Source organism: Arthrobacter nitrophenolicus (assembly GCF_000332815.1).
In the GTDB taxonomy this organism is placed as follows: Bacteria; Actinomycetota; Actinomycetes; order Actinomycetales; family Micrococcaceae; genus Arthrobacter; species Arthrobacter nitrophenolicus.
In genome coordinates, this window is sequence record NZ_AOFD01000005.1 from 34927 (window position 1) to 55507 (window position 20581).

Consider the following 20581-nt stretch of genomic DNA (forward strand, 5'->3'; position numbering starts at 1 on the left):
CCACCAGCTGGGAAGAGGGACATCTCCTTGGACACATCCGCACCAGTACGAATCCTCACCGTCTGCACCGGCAACATCTGCCGCTCCCCCGTGGCCGAACGGCTGCTGCAGGCAGGGCTGGACCAGGTGCTGCCCGGCGGTTTCGAGGTGGCCAGCGCCGGAACCCGGGCCATGGTGGGCGACCCCATCCAGCCTCTCTCCGCGGACATCGTGCGGACCTTCGGCGGCGACCCGGAGGGCTTTGCGGCCCGCCAGCTCACCCAGAAAATCCTCCGCGGCGTCGACCTGGTGCTCACCATGACCTCCGGCCATCGCGGGGAGGTGCTGCAGCTGGACGCGTCCCTGTTGAAGCGGACCTTCACCATCCGCGAGTTCGCCCGCATGCTCGACGTGCTGGACGAGCGGGACGCCTCCTCCCAGCCGCCCGCCGCTGCTTCGGACATGCCCGACGGCGGCGATCCCCTGGCTGCCAACACCGCCTTCTGGCGCGGCCTGCCGGCCCGTGCGGCCGGGGTGCGCCACCTCTCGCTCCCCGCGGACGCCGCCGAGAACGACGTCATCGACCCCTACCGCCGCGCCCCCGAGGTGTACCGGCAGATGGAGGACGAGCTGGCCCCGGCCATCGTCTCCATCCTCCGCCACGCACGCCTGCACGCCCCCGACCGCCGGAAGGCTGCCAACACGCTGTAACCGCAGCTGCGTGCCTCTGTGCGGTTTTCCTGTGGATTCCCCCGATGTGCCGCCATGCTTCCCGGTGCTAGATTCCCGCAATGGAAAGTGCCCGGATCACGGTGCCGTTGCGGGACCCGGTCCGGGAACTGGCAGATGACAGTTTGGACAAGTTTGTAGCCAGCAGGGGGCTGGCGGGCGGACACTAAACCCACCAATCACAATGAGGTGGAGGCAGCATGAGCACTCCAGGCGGTTCCGGCCCTTCCGGGGCGGCAGGTTCCGGAGCGGATCCGGCAGGCCACGGCATGGTGGCGCACGGGCGGCGGCGCTGGATCGCGGCGCTGCTGGCGCTGGTGCTCGTCGCCGCGGCCGTGGTGGCGGTGATCAGCCTGAACCGCGCCGGCCAGGAAGCGCAGCCCGCGGCGACCCAAACCGAGTCGCCGAGCCCCACGCCCACTCCCACGCCAACCCCCACGGAGACAACGCCGGCGGCGCCACCGCCTCCCCCGCCGCCACCACCCATCCCTGAACTTCCGGCCACGCCCATGAACGTGCTGGTAATCGGCAGCGACAGCCGCGCCAGTGCCCGGGAGGCGGCTGACCACACGGCCAGGACCGGCGAAGCGATCGACCACCGCGCCGACACCCTGATGGTGGTCCATGTCCCCGCGGACCGCCGGACGCTTTACATCGTGTCCATCAACCGCGACACCTGGGTGGACATCCCGGGCTTCGGGGGCGCCAAGATCAACGCCGCCCTCCAGTACGGGGGCATCGACATGCAGACCTCCACCGTGCAGTCGCTGCTGGGGATCACCATCGACCACACGCTCATGCTTGACTTCCACGGCTTCCGCGGCCTCATTGACGGGCTGGGCGGGATCGACGTCAACGTGCCCATCGCGTTCCAGTCCACCCACGACACCCAGCATGTCTTCGCTGCCGGGGTGAACCACCTGGACGGGCAGTCGGCCCTGGAGTTCGCCCGCGAGCGCTACGCGTTTTCGGACGGCGACTTCCAGCGGGTCCGCAACCAGCAGATCCTGCTCCGCGCCATCCTGGCCCGCCTGACGGGCGGCGGGGCGCTGAATGATGTCAACGCCGTGCGCGGGCTGGTGGATTTCGCCGCCTGCTGCCTCACCGTGGACCGCGGTTTCGACCCCGTACAGGTGGCCATGCTGGCGTACAGCCTCCGCAACCTGGACCCCAACGCGATCGGCACCATGACCATGCCCACCGCCGGGTCCGGGTTCGTGGCCGGCCAGTCGGTGCTGTTCCCGGACTACGGGGCCATCGCCGCGGTGGGGGCCGCCCTGCGCGAGGGCAGGATCGCCGAGTTCGCCAGGCCCTAGGCCAGAGCCGCCCGCTTCCCTGCGCAGTGAACTCGGGTTTTACCGCGCAGGGACTGCCCCGGCGCAGTGAGCCCGGGCTTCACCGCGAGGATCCGCCCACGCTGTTAAGCCCCGGCTCACCGCAAGTTCACCCGTGTGAAAAGGTCTGTGCGCCGGGTGGCGGAAACCTGAGGGCATGACTTCCGCTTCCCGCACTGAGATTTCCCGCCGCATCATCGTCAAGGGCTCCGTCCTGGCCGCCGCCCTGGCTTCCGTGCCTGCCGCCGCGTACGCAGCACCCACCCGGTCCGGCGTCGCACTGGTCCGCAACCGGCTCACCCTGCCCAGCGGCATCGCCACCGGCGACGTCACCTCGGATTCGGCCGTCCTGTGGTCCCGCGCGTCGGGTGCCGGCCGGATGACGGCGGTGCTGCGCGCAGTGGACGACGCCGGCGCGATCCTGCGCGGGCGCGGCGCCTTTGAGCGCACCCTCCGCGGGCCACGGGCGACCCAGGCGTCCGACTTCACCACCAAGATCCATGCCGGGAACCTGCCGTCCAACACGCGGTTCGCGCTGGAGATCAGCTTCGAGGACGACGCCGGCGCGGCCAGTGAGACGGTCCGCGGCAGCTTCCGCACGGCTCCGGACGCCGGGACGTACAACGGCACGGGCCGCACCGGCGGCACGAGCAACGGAGGCGAGGTGCCGGCGTCGTCCGCGCAGAGCTTCGTCTGGACCGGCGACACGGCCGGGCAGGGCTGGGGCATCAACGAGGAGATCGGCGGGATGCGCGGCTACCGGGCCATGCACCAGACCCGGCCGGACTTCTTCATCCACTCCGGCGACACCGTGTACGCGGACGGCCCGATCGCCGAAACCGTGGTGGAGAAGGACGGGCAGGTGTGGCGGAACCTGGTGACCGAGGAGGTGTCCAAGGTGGCTGAGACGCTGACCGAGTTCCGCGGCCGGCACCGGTACAACTCGCTGGACGCGAACATGCGGGCCCTGTTCGCGGACGTGCCCGTGATCGCCCAATGGGACGACCACGAGACCACCAACAACTGGTACCCCGGGGAGATCCTGGAGGACCCCCGCTACACGGTGCGCGACGTCAACACGCTCGCCGCCCGTGGCCGGCAGGCGTGGCAGGAGAACATGCCCATCGCGGACAGTGCCGCGCTGTGGCGGCCGGGAACGTTCGACGACGGCGGCCAGTACCAGCCCGCGCGCATCTACCGGAAGATCTCCCGCGGACCGCAGCTGGACATCTTCTGCCTGGACATGCGGACCTTCAAGTCCCCGAACACCGACGGCAAGGAAACTTACACCACCAGCATCCTGGGCCAGGAGCAGGTGGACTGGCTGATCCGGGAGGTCTCGGCGTCGAAGGCCACCTGGAAGGTGATCGCGGCGGACATGCCCCTGGGCGTCATCGTGCCGGACGGTCCGGTCAACCAGGAAAGCGTTGCCAACCGCGAGGCCGGCGCTCCGCTGGGCCGCGAACTGGAGATCGCAGGGGTCCTTAGCGCGTTCAAACGGAACCGGGTGAAGAACACCGTGTGGCTGACCGCAGACGTGCACTACTGTGCCGCGCACCACTACTCCCCCGAGCGGGCGGCATTCACCGACTTCGACCCGTTCTGGGAGTTCGTCGCCGGGCCCATCGCCGCCGGGTCTTTCGGTCCCAATGCGATGGACGGCACGTTCGGGCCCGAGGTGGTGTTCTCCAAGGCGGGCCGCTTCCCGGGTGAGTCACCGCGCGACGGCGAGAACCAGTTCTTCGGGCATGTCCAGCTGGATACCGACGCCTTCACCGTGAGCCTGCGGAACGCCAACGGTGCCACGGTGTTCTCGAAGGTGCTGACGCCGGAGCGGTAGGTCTGTCTTTCAGCGGCGGCGGGAACCACGGGAGCCTGCCGCCGCCGCCGTCGCATCCCGCCTCCGTCCCGGGAATTCTTAGCGGAGGTCGGGGAGGCGCCTGTCCAGGTATTTCCCAGTGAAGACCAGCGCGGCAGTCAGCACGAGGATGGACGCGAAGTACGTGAGCGCGCCTGTCACGCCGAAGCTGACCCCCGCCACACCGCGGAGCACCAGGTACAGCCCCAGCAGCCCAATCACGAGTCCGGCGGCAAGCCGCCCAACGCGGGCACCGAGGGACATAGAGGTTCCCGCAGGAAGGAGGCCGCATAATCACGCGGCTGACCGAAGGCCTCCTCGCCGCTTTCACCGCTTACAGCAAGGTGGCTGTGGACTTCCTGCAATGTGCTGCTGACCATGTCTTCGCTATGTTTCCGCTGGCGCAACTCATAGGCCAGAGCCTTCAGGTATTCCTGTGATGACATCTAGTGAGCCTTCTTTGCTTGGAGGAGTTTGTTGATGATTGAGGTGAAGGCATCCCAGTCCGATGAGGATTCCTGAAGCCGTTGCCGCCCCTTATCGGTCAGTGAATAAAACTTCTTCCCCGGACCCGCCTCGCCTTCCCGCCACTCTGAGCTGACCAACCCATCAAGTTCGAGGCGATTCAGGGCGGGATAGATCGTGCCACCGCTGAGCCCATCAATGCCGGATCCCTTCAAGACTTGGATGACCTGATATCCGTAAGCCTCGCCGCTGGTGGCCACGGCCTGAAGGAGGCAGACAGGAAGCGCGGCCCGGACCCAGTCGCTGGGCCAACGCTTTTCTGGATTCATAGCTAGATAGTCTCACAGACTAGGTAGTCACACAACCGTCTGGAAGCTGTGCTTTCCCTATCGGCCGGCCGCCGTCGTCCGGTTATTTTCCCTGCCCGGTGGGTACGCCGCTGGTAGTGTTCCTGCATTCGGCACGGCACGCGGACGGGGTGATCTTTTTGAACGACGACGGACTGACACAGGCAGTACAGGAGGCCGGGGCGGTGGAACTGCTGCTGGTCCGGCACGGCGAGAGCGAAGGCAACGTGGCTGCCACGGAAGCCCGGCTTGCGGGGGCGGAGGTCATTGACGTGCCCGCCCGCGATGCTGACGTGAACCTGTCCGGCACAGGTCAGGAACAGGCCAAGGCCCTGGGAATCGCGCTGGCCCGGATCGCCCAGGAGTTCCGGCCGGACGCTGTGGTGTCCTCCCCCTACGCCCGGGCCCGGCAGACGGCGGAGATCGCCGTCGAGGCTGCGGGCTGGCCGGCGGAGGTGCGCACGGATGAAAGGCTGCGCGACCGTGAACTAGGCATCCTGGACCGGCTGACCCGGCTCGGCGTGGAGAAGCGCTACCCGGATGAGGTGGAGCGCCGCTCCTGGCTCGGCAAGCTCTACTACCGGCCGCCAGGGGGTGAGTCCTGGGCGGACGTGGCCCTCCGGCTCCGCTCGGTCCTCAATGAGCTAAACAACCTGGGCAACGGGCACCGCGTGATGCTGGTCTGCCACGACGCCGTGATCATGCTGTTCCGCTACGTGCTTGAGGGCATGTCCGAGCAGGAACTCCTGGACCTTGCCGCGGACACGGCCATCCTGAACGCGTCGATCACCCGGTATGTGCGTCCCTCCGGCGCGGGGCCATGGACACTGGAGAGCTTCAACGTGGCCGACCACCTCGCCGAGCAGGGCGTGGAAGTTACCGAGCATGCAGGGGACACAAGTGTCCACCCGCGGTGACGGCGCCGGCCCCGTGCTGGTCACGCCGTCGCTGCTGCGCGACTGGCCGCTGCCGGCTCCGGGCGAGGACAAGTATTCGCGCGGCTCGGTGCTGGTGGTCGGCGGTGCGCGGGCTACTCCCGGCGCTGCCCTGCTGGCCGGAACCGCAGCCCTGCGCGCCGGCGCCGGGAAGCTGACGCTCGCCGTCGCCGAATCCGTGGCGGTGCAGGTGGGGGTGGCGCTGCCGGAGTGCGGGGCCATCGCCCTGCCCGAGACTGCCGAAGGATCGGTGAAAGCCGACGGGCTGGACCGGATCTCGGCCTACCTTGACCGGGCGGACGCCATCCTGGTGGGCCCGGGCCTGGACAATCCGGACCTGGCTGAAGAGCTGCTGCGGGCCCTGCTGGAGCGGGAGTCCGCCGATGGCGGGCCGAAAGACGGGGAGGGCGCCGCCGTCGTGCTTGACGCCTTCGCCCTGGGCGGCCTGACCAAGATTGAAGAGCAGCTGGAGCCGTGGCGGGGACGGCTGATCCTGACCCCGAATCCGAAGGAAGCGGAGATCCTGCTGGGCCGCGACATCGGGGACCTGGAAAGCGACGTGGCCGCGGTTGCCCAGCAGTTCGACGCCGTGGTGAGCTGCCAGGGCATCGTCGCCCAGCCGCCGAGCCCGGGGGGCAAACGGGAACCGGAGCTGTGGAAGATCACCACCGGGTACGGCGGGCTGGGGACTTCCGGCAGCGGGGACGTGCTGGCCGGGGCGATTGCCGGCCTCAGGGCGCGCGGGACCAGCGGCGCCCAGGCCGCCTGCTGGGGAACGCACCTTCACGCCGCGGCTGCCGACCGGCTGGCCAGCAGGATGGGCCCGCTCGGGTTCCTGGCCCGGGAACTCGCCGACGAACTGCCCGCGCTGATGCTGGAACTGAACACCTGAACGCGGGGTCACATCCCGCCCGATTCCAGCTGATTATTGGGCGCTAAATGACCCCGCGTTGGGATCAGATAGCCCGGGCAAAGTGATGGCCCCCTGCTTGGAAGCTCGGGGGCCATCGTATCGGAGGGGATCACTCGCAACTGCCGATGCGCTACCGGCGCTGTGGCGTCCCTTAACGGCAAACCGCCCAAAACTGGCAGATACAACGCGTTCGGATCCTCCCGGTAACCCTGTTCTAGCACCGGCAGGCGGACCAGGACAAGGCATCCCCGCCGGTAACTTTGGACGACCCCCGGCCGGAGCCGGGGGCCACCGTATCGGGAAGTACGGGTTGACGCTGCCGATGCGCTGTCTGGCGCTGTGGCGTGCACTTGGCGACCCGCCCCATCCTGCAGTCAACAGAGAACCCGACGTCCCGATCCTTGGAGGGAACTAGGCCGCGATCTCCTGCTTTGCCCCCTTCGTCTCGATCTCGATCTTCCGCGGCTGGGCCTTCTCGGCGACAGGAATCCGCAGCGTCAGGACACCGGCATCGTAGCTTGCCTTGATCTTGTCGACATCCAGGGTGTCCCCGAGGATCAGCTGGCGGCTGAAGACGCCGCGCGGCCTCTCGGAGGCGATCAGTTCGGTGTCCTTGCCCGCAACGTCAGGCCGTTCAGCCCGCACCGTCAGGACATTCCGTTCCACATCCAGATCCACTGAATCCACCGCGACGCCGGGCAGATCGAAGGCCACGACAAATTCCTTGTCCTCCCGCCAAGCGTCCATCGGCATGGCTGCCGGACGCGCTGCCGTTCCGAGGACCTGCTGGGCCAGCCTGTCCAGCTCGCGGAACGGATCGGTTCGCATCAACATGGCTTCCCTCCTCGTAAGAGTTGGTCCAACACTATTCTTGAGTACCAGCCGATCTGTATTGGCTGATATAGATTTTTTAGCACTGCAGAGGGAGATCCGCAAGCGGTCCGGAAGGGAATTTTCCAAACTTTTTGGGGCCTGTCCGGGGCATGGAAAAGGGGCCTTCCGCAGTGGGCGGAAGGCCCCTTTCGGGTGGTCCCTGCTAACTCCGGGTGGGGTCCGGGCGGAGCGGGGCCGGCCCCGGATCGGGCACCGGCAGCGGGCCTGGAGACGGCGGCGCCGGGAACGGGTTGGGAGATGGATGTCCGGGCTGGGGCTGGGTGGGGTCCGGCGGTGTGGGCTCGGGGCCGGGTTCCGGCGGGAACGGCTCGGGTTCGTGCACTGGCGGGATGGTCATAAACTTCCCCTCTCACGCGTGGCTGATGTGCCTGGCGTGATCAGGATACGCCTGCCGCCTGAAGGTCACTAGGCCCCCTCACGGCCAGTTGCCCCATCAGCTACGGCTGCTAATACCCTCTTTTAGGGACCATAAGTGACAGGGCATCACGGCGGCGGATGGCGGGTTCAGTCCCCCAACGCGCCCACCAGCCGCAGCCAGTCCCGCAGCTGGTGCACATCCGCTGCCGCGCACCGGAAGCCGATGTGTCCGTCCGGCCGTACGGCCACCAGCCCTGAACCGGGGTGGCTGGTGAGCCGGTGCACGTGGAGCAGCGGGGCCTGCCGGGCGTCCGCAGCGGTGACTGCGGCCGCAACGTCCGGGCCGGCGTCGCGCTCCAGGAAGATATGGATGCCGGGCACGGCGGTCAGCCCGTGCAGGCGGACCTTCCGGCCGTCCACTGTCGCGGGCCCGTCCGGCAGCCGGTCCCCCGGCCTCGGCCAGCTGCCGGCCCGCGGTGTGCCGTCCACGGAAATGGGACTGCGCCGGTACCGGACGAAGGGCTGCGCCAGCAGCCTGATCCCTTTCGAGGTGAGCCAGCGCCGGCGGAGCACCAGCGGAAGTAGCGGCGCACAGAGCGGCAGCAGTGCGCGGATGGCCCGGGCGGCAGGATGCGGTGACGCCTCCCCGAAGAAGATGACGTGCGTCAGGGCAAGCACCCGCCTCGCGGCGAGCCGGCGTTCCTGCCCATAGGACCCGAGCAGCTCGGGCAGTTGCCGTCCGGCCTGGGCGACGAACCCCAGCCGCCAGCCGAGGCTGAGCGCGTCCAGGATTCCGTTGTTCATGCCCTGGCCGCCGGCGGGAGAATGCGCGTGCGCGGCGTCGCCGGCCAGGAAGACGGTGGTGCTGCCGAACGTGCCGGCAATGCGGTGCTGCAGCGGGACCTGGGCGGACCAGCGCACCTCCCTCACCGCGGCCTCCAGTCCGGACGCACGGACCAGGCGCACCACCTCCTCCGCCGGAACGGGCGGTCCGAGCTGCCCGTAGTGCGCGCCCGGCTGCGGTGCTGCCGGCCTTGTGGCCAGCATCCGCCACGAGGCGCCCTCGCCCAGCGCAAACAGGAAGGCCAGCCCGGCCGTCCCGACGGCGGCGTGCAGCAGCCCCGGGTCCAGGGACCCGTCCAGCTCCAGGTCGGCCAGGACCGCCTCCACCGGGTACGGCCCGCCCCGCCAGCGGGCCCCCAGGACGCCGCGGACGGTGCTGGACTGCCCGTCACACCCGGCCAGGAACCGGCACCGGTGCTGCTCCAGCCCGCGGGCGGTGTGGAGCTCCGCACGGAGAAGTCCGTCCGCAGCTTCCGGTTCCAGCCTGCGGAACTCGACGCCCCAGTCCACGGGGACCCCACGTTTCCGAAGCGCCTGCCAGAGCACGTCCTCGACGTCGGCCTGCCGGACCAGGGTCAGGTGCGGAAAGGCGGTGTCCGGAAGGTCGGCGCGGCCGAGCCTGGCGGCCACCACCTTGCGGCCCAGGTGGATGTGGGCTTCCGGAGCCGTATCCGCCCGGTCCAGCAGCTCGTCGGTGACGCCCAGGGGGCGGAGGCCTTCAAGCGCCCGGGCATGGAGCATCATCGCCCGGGACGGGCGGATCCGATCCGCGCGGCGGTCAACCACGCGGACCGTGGCGCCATGCGCGTGGGCCTGCAGGGCTGCGGTGAGGCCGGCGGGACCGGCCCCTACCACCAAGACGTCGGTGGCCGCCGTCGTACCTGCCCCCGCTGTCACGCCTGGCTGAGAAGCCGCCACCAGGCCCGGTCACCTTCCGCCGCCGCCATCCGGGCAGGATCGGCGAGCACCTCGTCCCGGCGCAGGCCGGGCAGCACCTTGTAGCTGATGGACCCGGGAACACTCACAAGCTCGAGGACGCGCCACAGGGCAGCCGCATAGTCGTGGGCCCGCGCCGCACCGTCCCATTCATAGAGGCCGCGGTAGGCGCCATTGGTATCGTGCGCGCACCACAGCTTGGACACGAACCCCGGGAACCCGACGAAGAGCGGGGTGTTGAGCAGGCTTTCAGCCTCGAAGAACCGGTGCGCCTTGCCCCGCACCAGCCGGAGCTTGAAGGCGACCACCAGGACGCAGGGCTCGGCGGGTGAGATCCGGTCGACGGCGGTCTCCCGGTAGACCCGTGCCGTGCTGCCGTCCGCGAAGCGGAGCACCCGGCCCACGTTGTTCCTGGGCAGATGCACCTGGCTCCGGGCCAGCATCACGCAGGTTTTTCCCACGCAGCGGGCCACCGCCCGCCACGCTGCGGCCCGCGGTGCGGGCCCTGAATCAAAGGACATGGTTGTCTCCCTTTCGCGGACTGGCGCTGTCCTTCCACTGCCGGGAAACGCACGCCCGATCCCAGAGTCTTTGGCCCCTTCCAGCCGGCTTGGGAAGGCACGACGGCGGTTCTCCCCCGGTAGCGAACGCGCCCTGCCCTTGGCGGGGACGGTGGCTATATTGAAGGCATGACCTCCACTCCGCTGCAGGATTCCGCCACCACGCCCGCGTCCGCCGCCACCCCGCCCGTGGCCAAGAAGGTCCCCCTGGAGCGGACACACCACGGGGACACCTTCGTGGACAACTACGAGTGGCTGCGGGACAAGGAGTCCGCCGAGGTGGTGGAGCACCTGAAGGCCGAGAACGCCTACCAGGAAGCGGTGACGGCGCACCAGGAGCCGCTGCGCGAGGCCATCTTCCAGGAGATCAAGGGCCGCACGCAGGAAACCGACCTCTCCGTTCCGCACCGCAAGGACGGCTGGTGGTACTACAGCCGCTCCGTGGAGGGCAAGGAATACGGCATCCAGTGCCGGGTCAAGGCCGCCGACACCGGGGACAGGACCGCCGACTGGACCCCGCCTGCCGTAGAGCCCGGCGTCGCGATCCCCGGCGAGGAAGTCCTGCTGGACGGCAACGTCGAGGCCGAGGGCAAGCCGTTCTTCTCCGTGGGCGGCTCGGCCGTGACCGTGGACGGCAACCTCTACGCCTACGCCGTGGACAACTCCGGCGACGAGCGCTTCACCCTTCGGATCAAGGACCTCCGCACGGGCGAACTCCTGCCTGACGTCATCGAGAACGTCTTCTACGGCGTCTCGTTCTCCCCCGACGGCGCGCGCATCTTCTACACCGTGGTGGACGATTCCTGGCGCCCGCACCAGGTGAAGGCGCACGTGCTGGGCACGCCCGTCACCGAGGACGTGGTGATCTACCAGGAGGACGACGCCGCCATGTGGCTGGGCTTTGAGCTCTCCGCAGACCGGCGCTACCTGGTGCTCGGCATCGGCTGCTCCGAATACAGCGAGACCCGGCTGCTCCGCTTCGACGACCCCTCCGAAACCGTCCGGACAGTGATCTCACGCAACGAGCGGGTCCTCTACGAGGCCGAGCCGTTCCTGCTGGACGGCCCGGACGGGCAAAAGACCGAGCGGATCCTCCTCACCCACAACCGCGGTGCCATCAACTCCATGGTCTCGCTGGCGGACCCGGCCGAGCTGGAGAAGCCGCTGGCCCAGCAGCAGTGGCAGACCGTCGTCGAACATTCCGACGACGTCCGGGTCAACGGCGCGGGCGTCACCGCCACGCACCTGATCGTATCCATCCGGAAAGACACTATTGAGCGGGTGCAGGTGATGGGCCTGGCCGGGCTGGGCACGCCGGCGCAGCAGGCCCCGGTGGAGCCGGCCTTCGACGAGGAGCTCTACACAGCGGGCGTCAGCGGATCGGACTATGAGGCCCCCGTCATCCGGCTGGGTTACACCTCCTACTTCACGCCGTCGCGCGTCTACGACTTCGTGCTGCCCACCCCGGAGCGGCCCGCCGGCGAGCTGCTGCTGCGGAAGGAAAGCCCGGTGCTGGGCGGCTACGACGGCAGCAACTACGTGGCCACCCGGGAATGGGCGACGGCGGCGGACGGCACCCGGATCCCGCTCTCCGTGCTGCGGCACAAGAGCATCAAGCAGGATTCGACGGCGGCGGGCCTGGTGTACGGGTACGGGTCCTACGAGCTGAGCATGGACCCGGGCTTCGGCATTGCGCGCCTTTCGCTGTTGGACCGCGGCGTGGTGTTCGTGATCGCGCACATCCGCGGCGGCGGCGAGCTGGGCCGGCACTGGTACGAGGACGGGAAGAAGCTCACCAAGAAGAACACCTTCACCGACTTCATCGCCGCCACCGACTGGCTGGCCGGCTCGGGCTGGGTGGACCCGGCGCGGATCGCGGCGCTGGGCGGATCCGCCGGCGGCCTGCTGATGGGCGCGGTGGCAAACATGGCGCCGGAAAAGTACGCCGCCATCGTGGCGCAGGTGCCGTTCGTGGACCCGCTCACCAGCATCCTGGATCCGGACCTGCCGCTGTCCGCCCTTGAGTGGGAGGAGTGGGGCAACCCGATCACGGACCCGCAGGCGTACGAGTACATGAAGTCCTACTCCCCGTACGAGAACGTGCGGGAGGTGGCCTACCCGAAAATCGCCGCGGTGACGTCCTTCAACGACACCCGGGTGCTGTACGTGGAGCCGGCCAAGTGGGTGCAGGAGCTGCGAAACCGGACCGCCGGATCCGAGCCCATCCTCATGAAGATCGAGATGGATGGCGGCCACGGCGGCGCCTCCGGCCGGTACGTGCAGTGGCGCGAGCGGGCGTGGGACTACGCGTTCATCGCCGATTCCCTCGGCGCCACCGAACTGCTGCCCGGGGCGGGCCTGAAGTAGCATCGACTGCTCCGTAACTGCCGTTTGGGAGGACCAAAAGGGCAGTTACGGAGCACTCGATGGGGCTGCGATCAGGTCTGCGGGTGCTCCGCCAGCCACCGGGCAAGGTTCTTGAGGTTGCCACGGAGTGACCAGCCCAGGATCCTGCTCACCAGCGGGTCGGGCAGCTTGTCGAGGAATCCCAGCCCTGATCTGACCTCGATACGTTCACTAAGGCGCGTGCCGCCGTCGGCCGGTTCCAGGTTGAATGCCACAGTGAGGTCGCGCTTCCCTTCCAGCGAGCGGGACACCAGCCGCCGGGGCGGGTCGAATTCCGTGTACTCGACGGTCCAGTCGGACCGCATGCCCATATAACTGTTCGAGCCCCACCCCCGCGTTCCCAGCCCCACGGGGCCGTCGCCCACCTGCCCGGACGCGGTAACGAACCGGTCATAGGCCGCGAGGTTCTCGAACTTCGACAGGAAATCAAAGACCTCCTGTGGAGGCCGGGCAACGACGATGTTTTCTTCCACTACAGGCACGGGGTTCTCCTCTGAGGGACGCCTGTTGCCGGCGGCCCGGCCGGTAGGAATGCAGGCACAGCGACAGCTTGGACCTGCCTCCAGTTCCTGTCAACGGCCGCTGCAGGGCGGTCTGTCGGATGCATGCACCGCCCTGTGGCGGCGGCCCGGCCGGAACGCTACCTTATGAAGGTAACCGTGCTTACCATTAGCGTCCGGCCACCGGCGCCTGGAGCGCCAGCCTCCGCCAGATCCACCGAAGGAGAACACATGTCATTGAGCAAGGGAACATCCGTGGAGTGGAACACATCGCAGGGCAAGACGCACGGCAAGATCATCGAGAAGAAAACCAGCGACTTCGAGCTGGACGGCCACACGCACCGCGCCAGCGAGGACGAGCCGCAGTACGTGGTGGAATCGGCCAAGACAGGTGCCCGGGCTGCACACAAGGCCTCCGCCCTGACGGAGAAGAAGTAGCGCCGTGGCCGGGCAGCACGAGGTAGTGATCATCGGCGGCGGCAACGCCGGCGTGTCCCTGGCGGCGCGCCTGGAGCGCTACGGCGTCAAGGACGTGGCACTCATCGAGCCGAAGGACCACCACCTTTACCAGCCGCTGTTCTCGCACATCGCCGGGGGCCGGGCGTCGGCCAAGGAGGCGGTCCGCACCCAGGAGTCTGTGACCCCGAACGGTGTCACCTGGATCCGGGACAGCGCCGTGGACGTGGACGCCAACGCCAACACCGTCACGCTGGCGAACGGGTCAACCGTGGCCTACGGGCAGCTGGTGGTGTGCCCGGGCCTGCAGTACGACTGGGACGCGGTGCCCGGACTGGCCGAGGCCGTCCACTCCCCGCACGGCGCCTCGCACTACGAGTTCGAACTGGCGCCCAAGGCCTGGACGCTCCTCAGCGGGCTGACCTCCGGGACCGCGGTGTTCACCATGCCGGCGGGGCCCATCAAGTGCGGCGGTGCCAGCCAGAAGCCCATGTACCTGGCCTGCGACTACTGGCAGGAGCAGGGCGTCCTGGACAAGATCCGCGTGGTGATGGTCCAGCTACCCCACCGTCTTCGGCGTGCCGGAGGTGGACCGGGAGCTGGACCGCAAGATCGCCGAGTACGGGATCGAGCTCTGGACCAACAGCGAACTGGTCTCGGTGGACGCCGCCGGCCAGACGGCCAACATCCGCAATATCGAGACCGGTGAGCAGGAGTCCCTGCACTACGACGTCCTCAACGCCGTTCCGCCGCAGTCGGCGCCCGACTGGTTGAAAGCCACCGACCTGCCGGCGGCCGGGGACAAGGGCGGATTCGTGGAGGTGGACCGGCAGACGTTGCGGCACATCCGGTACCCCAACGTGTGGGCGCTGGGGGACGCCGCCGGCACCACCAACTCCAAGTCCGGAGGTTCGCTGCGCAAGCAGACCAAGGTGCTGGCGAAGAACCTGGTGGCGGCGCGGAAGGGGAAGCCGCTGACCCGGAAGTACAACGGCTACTCGGTATGCCCGTTCACCGTCTCACGCGACACTGTGGTGTTCGCCGAGTTCGACGACCGGTACCGGCCCATGCCCACCATCCCCCGGGTGCCCACGTGGAACGAAAGCAAGCTGTCCTGGGTGGTGGACCGGGACATGTTCCCGCAGATCTACTGGAACCTGATCCTCAAGGGCCGGGCGTAGGTGAGAGAGCGTCCCGGGAAAACCCACGATAAGTGAGAGAGCGTCCCGGGAACCCCATCGAGTGCTCCAATAATGCCGTTTTGGGCGCCGAAAACGGCACTTACGAAGCAACCGATGAGGAGACGACGGCGGCCGTCGCCTCCGCGATGGCGCGCTCCTCGTCCGTGGGAACCACCAGGACGGGGATGGCCGACTGCGGCGTGGAAATGACGCGCGGTTCCTTGGACCGCTCGGCGTTCAGGCCGCCGTCGAGCTCCACTCCCAGGGCTCCCAGCCTGTCCGCCACCAGCGCGCGGAACTGGTGGGAGTTCTCGCCGATGCCGGCCGTGAACACGAGGGCCTTGGCTCCGCCCACCGCCACATGGTAGCCGCCGATGTACTTGGCCAGCCGGTAGGAGGTGACCGCGAGCGCCGTCGTTGCCCGCGCGTCACCGTCTTCCGAGGCCTCAACGACGGAGCGCATGTCGTTGTTGCCTGCCAGGCCCTTGAGCCCGGATTCGCGGTTCAGCATGGTGTCGATGTCCTCCGGGGTCCAGCCGGCCCGGCCCAGGAACACCAGGATGGAGGGGTCCAGGTCGCCGGAGCGGGTGCCCATCACCAGGCCCTCCAGCGGGGTGAAGCCCATGGAGGTGTCCACGGACCGGCCGCCCTGGATGGCCGTGACGGAGGCGCCGTTGCCCAGGTGGGCGATGACGCCGTCGAACTCCTCCACCGGGATGTCCAGCAAAGCAGCGGCGCGGCGCGTGACGTACTCGTGCGAGGTGCCGTGGAAGCCGTAGCGGCGGATGCCGTGGTTGGTGTAGAGCTCGTCCGGGACGGCGTACCGCCAGGCGTGCTCGGGAAGGGTGCGGTGGAAGGCAGTATCGAATACGGCCACCTGAGGCATGTCCGGCCACTTCTTGGTGATGGCCCGGATGCCCAGGACGTTGGCGGGGTTGTGCAGCGGCGCCAGCGGGTTGAGCCGCTCGATGGCGCGGGTGATCTCGTTGTCGATCAGCACCGGCTCGGCGAACCGCTCGCCGCCGTGGACCACCCGGTGGCCCACGGCCCCCAGCTGCAGGTCGCCCAGTTCCTGGTGGATGGCGGCGTCCACCTGCTCTAGGGCTGCTGCATGGTCCCGCGGGCCCACGATCTCGCCGTCGCCCTCTCCCCCGTTGCCCATCCCGATCTTTTCGATCAGGCCCTCCGTGAGGACGGTTCCGGCCGCGACGTCACGCACCTGGTACTTGAGCGAGGACGAGCCGGAGTTGATGACGAGGACGAGCATGCGGGGCCTCCTGAGCCTTTGCGCCAGCGGTTCAGTCCCCACTATATGTGGGCCGGTTCCGGGAGCGGATTCCTTGCGGATCGGGCCTGGCTGTGCCTACAGTCGGCGGACAGGCTGGACCACGCCGAGAGGACATTCCAATGACGAACGAGCCCACTTCGATCGACGAGAACGACCCCACCAACACCGGATCCAGCAGCACCGCGCCGCTCCACACCGGCGCCGGTTCCGGCACCAAGGACCCCACCGGCGTCGAGGGCGCCAATCCCGCACTGGACGATACTGGCAACCCCAAGGCCGGCGAGACGGGCGAGGCGCCGCAGCCGCCCGAGAACCCGGAGAGCCTGGACCTGACGCCGCAGGGCCTGTCGGATGAGCCCGCCAAGGAAGAGGACAAGGAAAGCCTGGCCAAGCCGGACAACAGCTGACCACAGCGGAAAGGACGACGTCGGCACCCATGGTGGGTGCCGGCGTCGTCCTTCGTTAATAAACGCCTACGTCCGCTGGGGCTGCCGCTGTCCGGCCAGGTAGTCGAACAGCTGGCGGAGGCCGAAGGACCATTCCGGCAGCTCCTCGCAGGCTCCAACCCGGTTGACCAGGGTGCCGAGGTGCCTGCAGCTGATGCTCACCACGTCGCCGTGCTTGTGGGTGAAGCCCTGCCCCGGTTCGTCCCGGTCCTGCGTGGGCGCGAACAGGGTGCCGGTGAACAGTGCGAAGCCGTCCGGATACTGGTGATGCCGTCCGTAGGTCGCCGAGACGAGTTCCTCGAAGGGGCGGCTGATCCGGGCAACACTGTTCCGTCCTTCGAGCCGGAAGCCGTCCGGGCCCTCCACCCGCAGCAGGATCTCCTCCGCGCGCAGCGTCTCCAGGGTGAACGTCCCATCAAACAGCCGGATCAGCGGGCCGAGTGCGCTGGAGCCGTTGTTGTCCTTGGCCTTGCCCAGCAGCAGGGCGCTGCGGCCTTCGACGTCGCGGAGGTTTACGTCGTTGCCGAGCGTCGCCCCCACCACCTGGCCACGGGACGTGGCAATCAGCACCAGTTCGGGCTCGGGATTGTTCCAGGCGGAGAAGGCCGGGATGCCGATTCCGGCGCCGAGCCCCACGGATGAGAGGACCGGCGCCTTGGTGAAGACCTCCGGGTCCGGCCCGATGCCCACCTCCAGGTACTGGGACCACAGCCCCTCGGCCATCAGGATGCGTTTGGCCTCGGCCGCTTCCGGGGAGCCCGGCCGGATCCCGTGGATGCTTCCGCCGAGGGCCTTCCCGACGAGTTCCCGCATGCCGGCTGCGCGGCCGGCATCACCCGCGCAGCGTTCTTCGATCACCCGCTCGATCATGCTGTCCACGAACGTCACGCCGCAGGCTTTGATGACCTGCAGGTCAACGGGCGCCAGCAGGTGCGGCCGGGCGGTGTCCCCGGCGAGGGAAGCGCCGACGACGTCGTCCGTCGACCAGCGCGGTTCGGCCAGGTCCGGGTCCGGCAGCGCAGCACGGACGGCTGCGGCGGGATCCGGCAGTTCCAGCAGTTCCGAGACGGTTCCGGCCAGGCGGTGCAGGTCGTAGACCGTGCCGCCGCTGACGGCAACCGGGCGCGGCCCGCCGGATTCAACGTCCCAGACCCGGCCGATCAGGAGTGCCTGCGCGGCATCCTCAGGCAGGACGGAGGCGGCGGAAATATTCACTGCAGGCCCTCCCCGCTCGACGTGCGGGAACCGGACCCGCCGGACGGGTGGTGCCAGACGCCGTCGACCCTTTGCGGGACGCGCCACGGATTGCCGTCCTGCAGCGGTTCGGGCAGCCGCGCCGCCGGGAAGGACTGGTACGCCACGGGCCGGAGGAAGCGGCGGATGGCCGCCGTCCCCACCGATGTGGTGGCGGACGTGGTGGCCGGGTACGGCCCGCCGTGGTGCTGGGCGTAGCTGACGGTGACGCCCGTGGGCCAGCCGTTCCAGAGGACCCGGCCGCTGATGTCCACCAGCCGGGCAGCCAGCGCCGCGACGTCGTCGTCCTCCTCGGCCTGCAGCGTGGTGGTCAGCTGCCCTTCCAGCAGCCCGGCCAGTCCGGGAAGCTCCGCCTGGTCCTGGTACTCCACCACCAGGCTGGCCGGACCGAACATCTCCTGCCGGAGCAGGCCGGGATTCTTCCGGACCTCCGCGGCGGTGGTGAGCAGGACCGTGGGGGACGGCTCCTCGGCGAAGTCGCCCGCCAGCAGGACGTCAACACCCCCACTGCCCCGAAGTCCGGCAACCGCGTCGGCGTAGCCTGCGTGCAGCCGCTCGCTGAGCAGCCGGGCGGGTGTGAAGGCCGAGAGCTCCTGTTCCAGCTGGCCGCGGATCTCCGCCGCGTGCCGGGCAGGAACGAACAGCAGGCCGGGCTTGGTGCAGAACTGGCCCATGCCCAGCGTGAAGGACGCGGCGTAGCCGGCAAGGATCTCAGCCCGCCGCGACGCCCAGGCCTTTGGCATGGCGAAGACTGCGTTGATGCCGCCCAGCTCACCGAAGAACGGAATGGGCTCGGGCCGCGCGGCGATGCGGTTGAGCAGCGCCCGGCCGCCCGCTGTGGAACCGGTGAAGCCGACAGCCTTGACCAGCGGGTCGTCCACAAGTGCCTCCCCCGCCTGGCGGCCCGTCACCAGGGCGAACAGGCCCGACGGCGCGCCGGCACCATCCAGCGCGTCGGTCACTGTCCGGGCGGTGCGCGCTGCCAGCTCCGCATGGGCGTCATGCGCCTTGTGGACGACGGCGCAGCCGGCCGCCAGGGCCGAAGCGCTGTCGCCGCCCATCACGCTGAAGGCGAAGGGGAAGTTCGAGGCCCCAAACACGCCCACGACGCCGAGCGGCACGTTGTACCGCCGCAGGTCCGGCCGCGGTCCCATGCCCCAGGCGGGATCGGCGTGGTCAATGGTGGCGTCAAAGTGCTCGCCGAGCCGGATTTCAGCTGCAAAGAGGCGCAGCTGGAAGACAGCGCGCTTCAGTTCACCCTCCAGCCGGGCAACAGCCAGGTGGGTTTCCCGGGCGGCGATTTCAACCAGCCCGGCGCTGTCCTGCTCGAGGCCCGCGGCAATGGCTTCCAGCCAGCCGGCGCGCCGGTCCGGGTCCGCCTGCCGGCCCAGCTCGAAGGCGCGATGGGCCGCCTCCACCGCCTCGTTCAACTGGGCCACGGCGGTTGCCGGCTGCAGCGTGCCGGCGGACAGTCCGGCGGCGCTCATCGCCCGGTTCCCGCAGCGGCCAGGGACGCGCCGGTAACGGCGGCGCGGTTGCCCACTTCCTGCCAGCCGGCCCCGTCCGGGAATTCCCAGCGGGCCCGGGAGGCGGCATACATTTCAGCTCCGGTGCCGGGCAGAACCGGGGCGGCGTAGCGCCCGCCGACGATCCGGACCGGTTCGGCGAAATGCTCGTGCAGGTGGTCCACAAATTCAATCATCCGGTTTTCCTGGCTGCGCCCCACCACGGCGTAGTCGAAGAAGGAGAAGTGCTGGACCAGCTCGCACAGGCCAACACCGCCGGCGTGCGGGCACACCGGTACGCCGAACTTGGCTGCCAGCAGCAGGATGGCGATGTTCTCGCTGACGCCGCCCACGCGGGTCGAGTCGAGCTGGAGCACATCGATGGCGCCGGCCTGCAACAGCTGCTTGAAGATGATGCGGCTGGCAACCGCCTCGCCCGTGGCCACCCGCACCGGGGCAACGCCCTTGCGGATGTCGGCGTGGCCGAGGATGTCGTCGGTGCTGGTGGGCTCCTCGATCCAGTACGGGTTGAACTCAGCCAGCTGGTTGACCCATTCAATGGCTTCGGATACTTCCCAGCGCTGGTTGGCGTCGATGGCGATGGGGAGGTCTCCCACCGCTTCCCGGGCAAGCGCCATGCGGCGGCGGTCGTCGTTGATGTCCCCGCCCACCTTGAGCTTGATCATCGAGAAGCCGTCGGCCGCGGCCTCCTTGCTCAGCCGCACGAGCTTTTCGTCGCTGTAGCCGAGCCAGCCCGGCGAGGTGGTGTAGGCGGGGAAGCCGTCAGCCTTAAGCGCGGCAATCCGCTCCTCTTTGCCAGCCTGGCCGGCGCGCAGGATGTCCAGCGCCTCCTCCGGGCTTAGGGCGTCCCGGATATGGGTGAAGTCGACCACGCTGACGAGCTCTTCAGGGGTCATTTCGCTGAGCAGGAGCCACAGCGGCTTGTTTTCGCGGCGGGCACGGATGTCCCACAGCGCACTGACCAGGGCGCCGCACGCCATCTGGGTGACGCCCTTTTCCGGGCCCAGCCAGCGGAGCTGGGAGTCGTGGATGAGGAGCTTGGAGGCGCCGCCAAGATCGTAGATGAGTTCGTCGATGTCGCGGCCCAGGAGCAGGCGGGCGTAGGCGTCGATGGCTGCCGTGAGGATTTCGTTGCCCCGGCCGCAGCTGAAGACGAAGCCGTGGCCCTCGTCGCCCGCATCGGTGCGGATGACCACGTAGGCGGCAGAGTAGTCGGGGTCCACGTTGACCGCGTCGGACCCGTCAAGCTCCAGGGACGTGGGGAAACGGACGTCCTGGGTCTTGATGGAGGTGATGGAAGGCATGGATCTCAACTTTCATGGAAGAACTGGAGAGGGAAAGATTCGATTCCTATACGAATTATGAAAATCATAT

At 68.6% G+C, this 20581-nt stretch carries 18 protein-coding genes and 1 pseudogene; 9 read left to right on the plus strand and 10 right to left on the minus strand.

Annotated features, from left to right (window positions below; translation table 11 throughout):
• The first annotated feature begins 27 nt into the window (after nt 1-27).
• The 3 genes from G205_RS02675 (at nt 28) to G205_RS02685 (ending at nt 3882) form a co-directional block, all read left to right on the plus strand.
• On the plus strand, nt 28-690 hold the full coding sequence (locus tag G205_RS02675; RefSeq protein ID WP_009356613.1) for an arsenate reductase/protein-tyrosine-phosphatase family protein: 663 nt from the start codon (nt 28-30) through the stop codon (nt 688-690).
• A gap of 218 nt (nt 691-908) precedes the next feature.
• On the plus strand, nt 909-2024 hold the full coding sequence (locus G205_RS02680) for an LCP family protein (RefSeq protein WP_009356614.1): 1116 nt from the start codon (nt 909-911) through the stop codon (nt 2022-2024).
• A gap of 175 nt (nt 2025-2199) precedes the next feature.
• Nucleotides 2200-3882, plus strand: coding sequence for an alkaline phosphatase D family protein (locus G205_RS02685; protein WP_009356615.1), 1683 nt, complete (start codon nt 2200-2202; stop codon nt 3880-3882).
• Between the two features lie 78 nt (nt 3883-3960).
• Here the strand turns inward: G205_RS02685 and G205_RS02690 are convergent, their stop codons facing one another.
• Complete coding sequence (locus G205_RS02690; protein WP_009356616.1) at nt 3961-4164, minus strand: hypothetical protein; 204 nt, start codon at nt 4162-4164, stop codon at nt 3961-3963.
• A 182-nt stretch (nt 4165-4346) separates the two neighbouring features.
• Nucleotides 4347-4694: a PadR family transcriptional regulator gene (locus G205_RS02695; protein ID WP_009356617.1), complete on the minus strand. Its 348-nt coding sequence runs from the start codon at nt 4692-4694 to the stop codon at nt 4347-4349.
• Between the two features lie 149 nt (nt 4695-4843).
• Here G205_RS02695 and G205_RS02700 point away from each other — a divergent pair, with 149 nt between their 5' ends.
• Together G205_RS02700 and G205_RS02705 are read left to right on the plus strand one after the other, a co-directional pair.
• A complete protein-coding gene (locus tag G205_RS02700) occupies nt 4844-5629 on the plus strand; it encodes a histidine phosphatase family protein (protein ID WP_035751843.1) in 786 nt (261 codons plus the stop codon).
• Nucleotides 5598-6539 (plus strand): NAD(P)H-hydrate dehydratase, encoded by a 942-nt coding sequence (locus G205_RS02705; protein WP_052014006.1) that lies wholly within the window; start codon nt 5598-5600, stop codon nt 6537-6539. Before G205_RS02700 ends, G205_RS02705 begins: the two co-directional genes overlap by 32 nt.
• Nucleotides 6540-6971: 432 nt before the next feature.
• Here G205_RS02705 and G205_RS02710 read toward each other — a convergent pair whose 3' ends face one another.
• From G205_RS02710 to G205_RS02720, 3 genes are all read right to left on the minus strand, one after another.
• Nucleotides 6972-7394 (minus strand): Hsp20/alpha crystallin family protein, encoded by a 423-nt coding sequence (locus G205_RS02710; protein WP_009356620.1) that lies wholly within the window; start codon nt 7392-7394, stop codon nt 6972-6974.
• A gap of 564 nt (nt 7395-7958) precedes the next feature.
• On the minus strand, nt 7959-9572 hold the full coding sequence (locus G205_RS02715; RefSeq protein WP_235046750.1) for an FAD-dependent monooxygenase: 1614 nt from the start codon (nt 9570-9572) through the stop codon (nt 7959-7961).
• Entirely contained in the window at nt 9548-10111 is a 564-nt protein-coding gene (locus G205_RS02720) for a hypothetical protein (protein WP_009356622.1), read from the minus strand. Before G205_RS02720 ends, G205_RS02715 begins: the two co-directional genes overlap by 25 nt.
• Before the next feature lie 168 nt (nt 10112-10279).
• On the opposite strand from G205_RS02720, the gene G205_RS02725 reads away from it, so the two are divergent.
• The gene (locus tag G205_RS02725; RefSeq protein ID WP_009356623.1) at nt 10280-12517 is read left to right on the plus strand and encodes a S9 family peptidase; all 2238 of its coding nucleotides are present in this window, start codon (nt 10280-10282) and stop codon (nt 12515-12517) included.
• Nucleotides 12518-12588: 71 nt separating this feature from the next.
• Here the strand turns inward: G205_RS02725 and G205_RS02730 are convergent, their stop codons facing one another.
• The gene (locus G205_RS02730) at nt 12589-13038 is read right to left on the minus strand and encodes an SRPBCC family protein (protein ID WP_152419505.1); all 450 of its coding nucleotides are present in this window, start codon (nt 13036-13038) and stop codon (nt 12589-12591) included.
• 249 nt (nt 13039-13287) lie between these two features.
• Here G205_RS02730 and G205_RS02735 point away from each other — a divergent pair, with 249 nt between their 5' ends.
• Complete coding sequence (locus tag G205_RS02735) at nt 13288-13494, plus strand: hypervirulence associated TUDOR domain-containing protein (RefSeq protein ID WP_009356625.1); 207 nt, start codon at nt 13288-13290, stop codon at nt 13492-13494.
• 4 nt (nt 13495-13498) lie between these two features.
• Nucleotides 13499-14693, plus strand: a pseudogene (locus G205_RS02740) (NAD(P)/FAD-dependent oxidoreductase).
• A 100-nt stretch (nt 14694-14793) separates the two neighbouring features.
• Here G205_RS02740 and G205_RS02745 read toward each other — a convergent pair.
• Nucleotides 14794-15960: an acetate kinase gene (locus G205_RS02745; protein WP_009356626.1), complete on the minus strand. Its 1167-nt coding sequence runs from the start codon at nt 15958-15960 to the stop codon at nt 14794-14796.
• A gap of 140 nt (nt 15961-16100) precedes the next feature.
• On the opposite strand from G205_RS02745, the gene G205_RS02750 reads away from it, so the two are divergent.
• Nucleotides 16101-16388 carry a hypothetical protein gene (locus G205_RS02750; RefSeq protein ID WP_009356627.1) on the plus strand — a complete coding sequence of 96 codons (288 nt, stop codon included), beginning with the start codon at nt 16101-16103 and terminating at the stop codon, nt 16386-16388.
• Nucleotides 16389-16454: 66 nt separating this feature from the next.
• On the opposite strand, the gene G205_RS02755 is transcribed toward G205_RS02750, so the two are convergent.
• Genes G205_RS02755 through G205_RS02765 form a run of 3 tightly spaced genes read right to left on the minus strand, consistent with a single transcriptional unit; the run spans nt 16455 to nt 20511 of the window.
• Nucleotides 16455-17642, minus strand: coding sequence for a fumarylacetoacetate hydrolase family protein (locus G205_RS02755; protein ID WP_009356628.1), 1188 nt, complete (start codon nt 17640-17642; stop codon nt 16455-16457).
• Nucleotides 17639-19168, minus strand: a complete 1530-nt coding sequence (locus tag G205_RS02760) for an aldehyde dehydrogenase (NADP(+)) (RefSeq protein WP_009356629.1) — start codon at nt 19166-19168, stop codon at nt 17639-17641. The genes G205_RS02755 and G205_RS02760 overlap by 4 nt, the downstream gene beginning before the upstream one ends.
• Nucleotides 19165-20511 carry an L-fuconate dehydratase gene (locus tag G205_RS02765; protein ID WP_009356630.1) on the minus strand — a complete coding sequence of 449 codons (1347 nt, stop codon included), beginning with the start codon at nt 20509-20511 and terminating at the stop codon, nt 19165-19167. Before G205_RS02765 ends, G205_RS02760 begins: the two co-directional genes overlap by 4 nt.
• Nucleotides 20512-20581 lie beyond the last annotated feature (70 nt).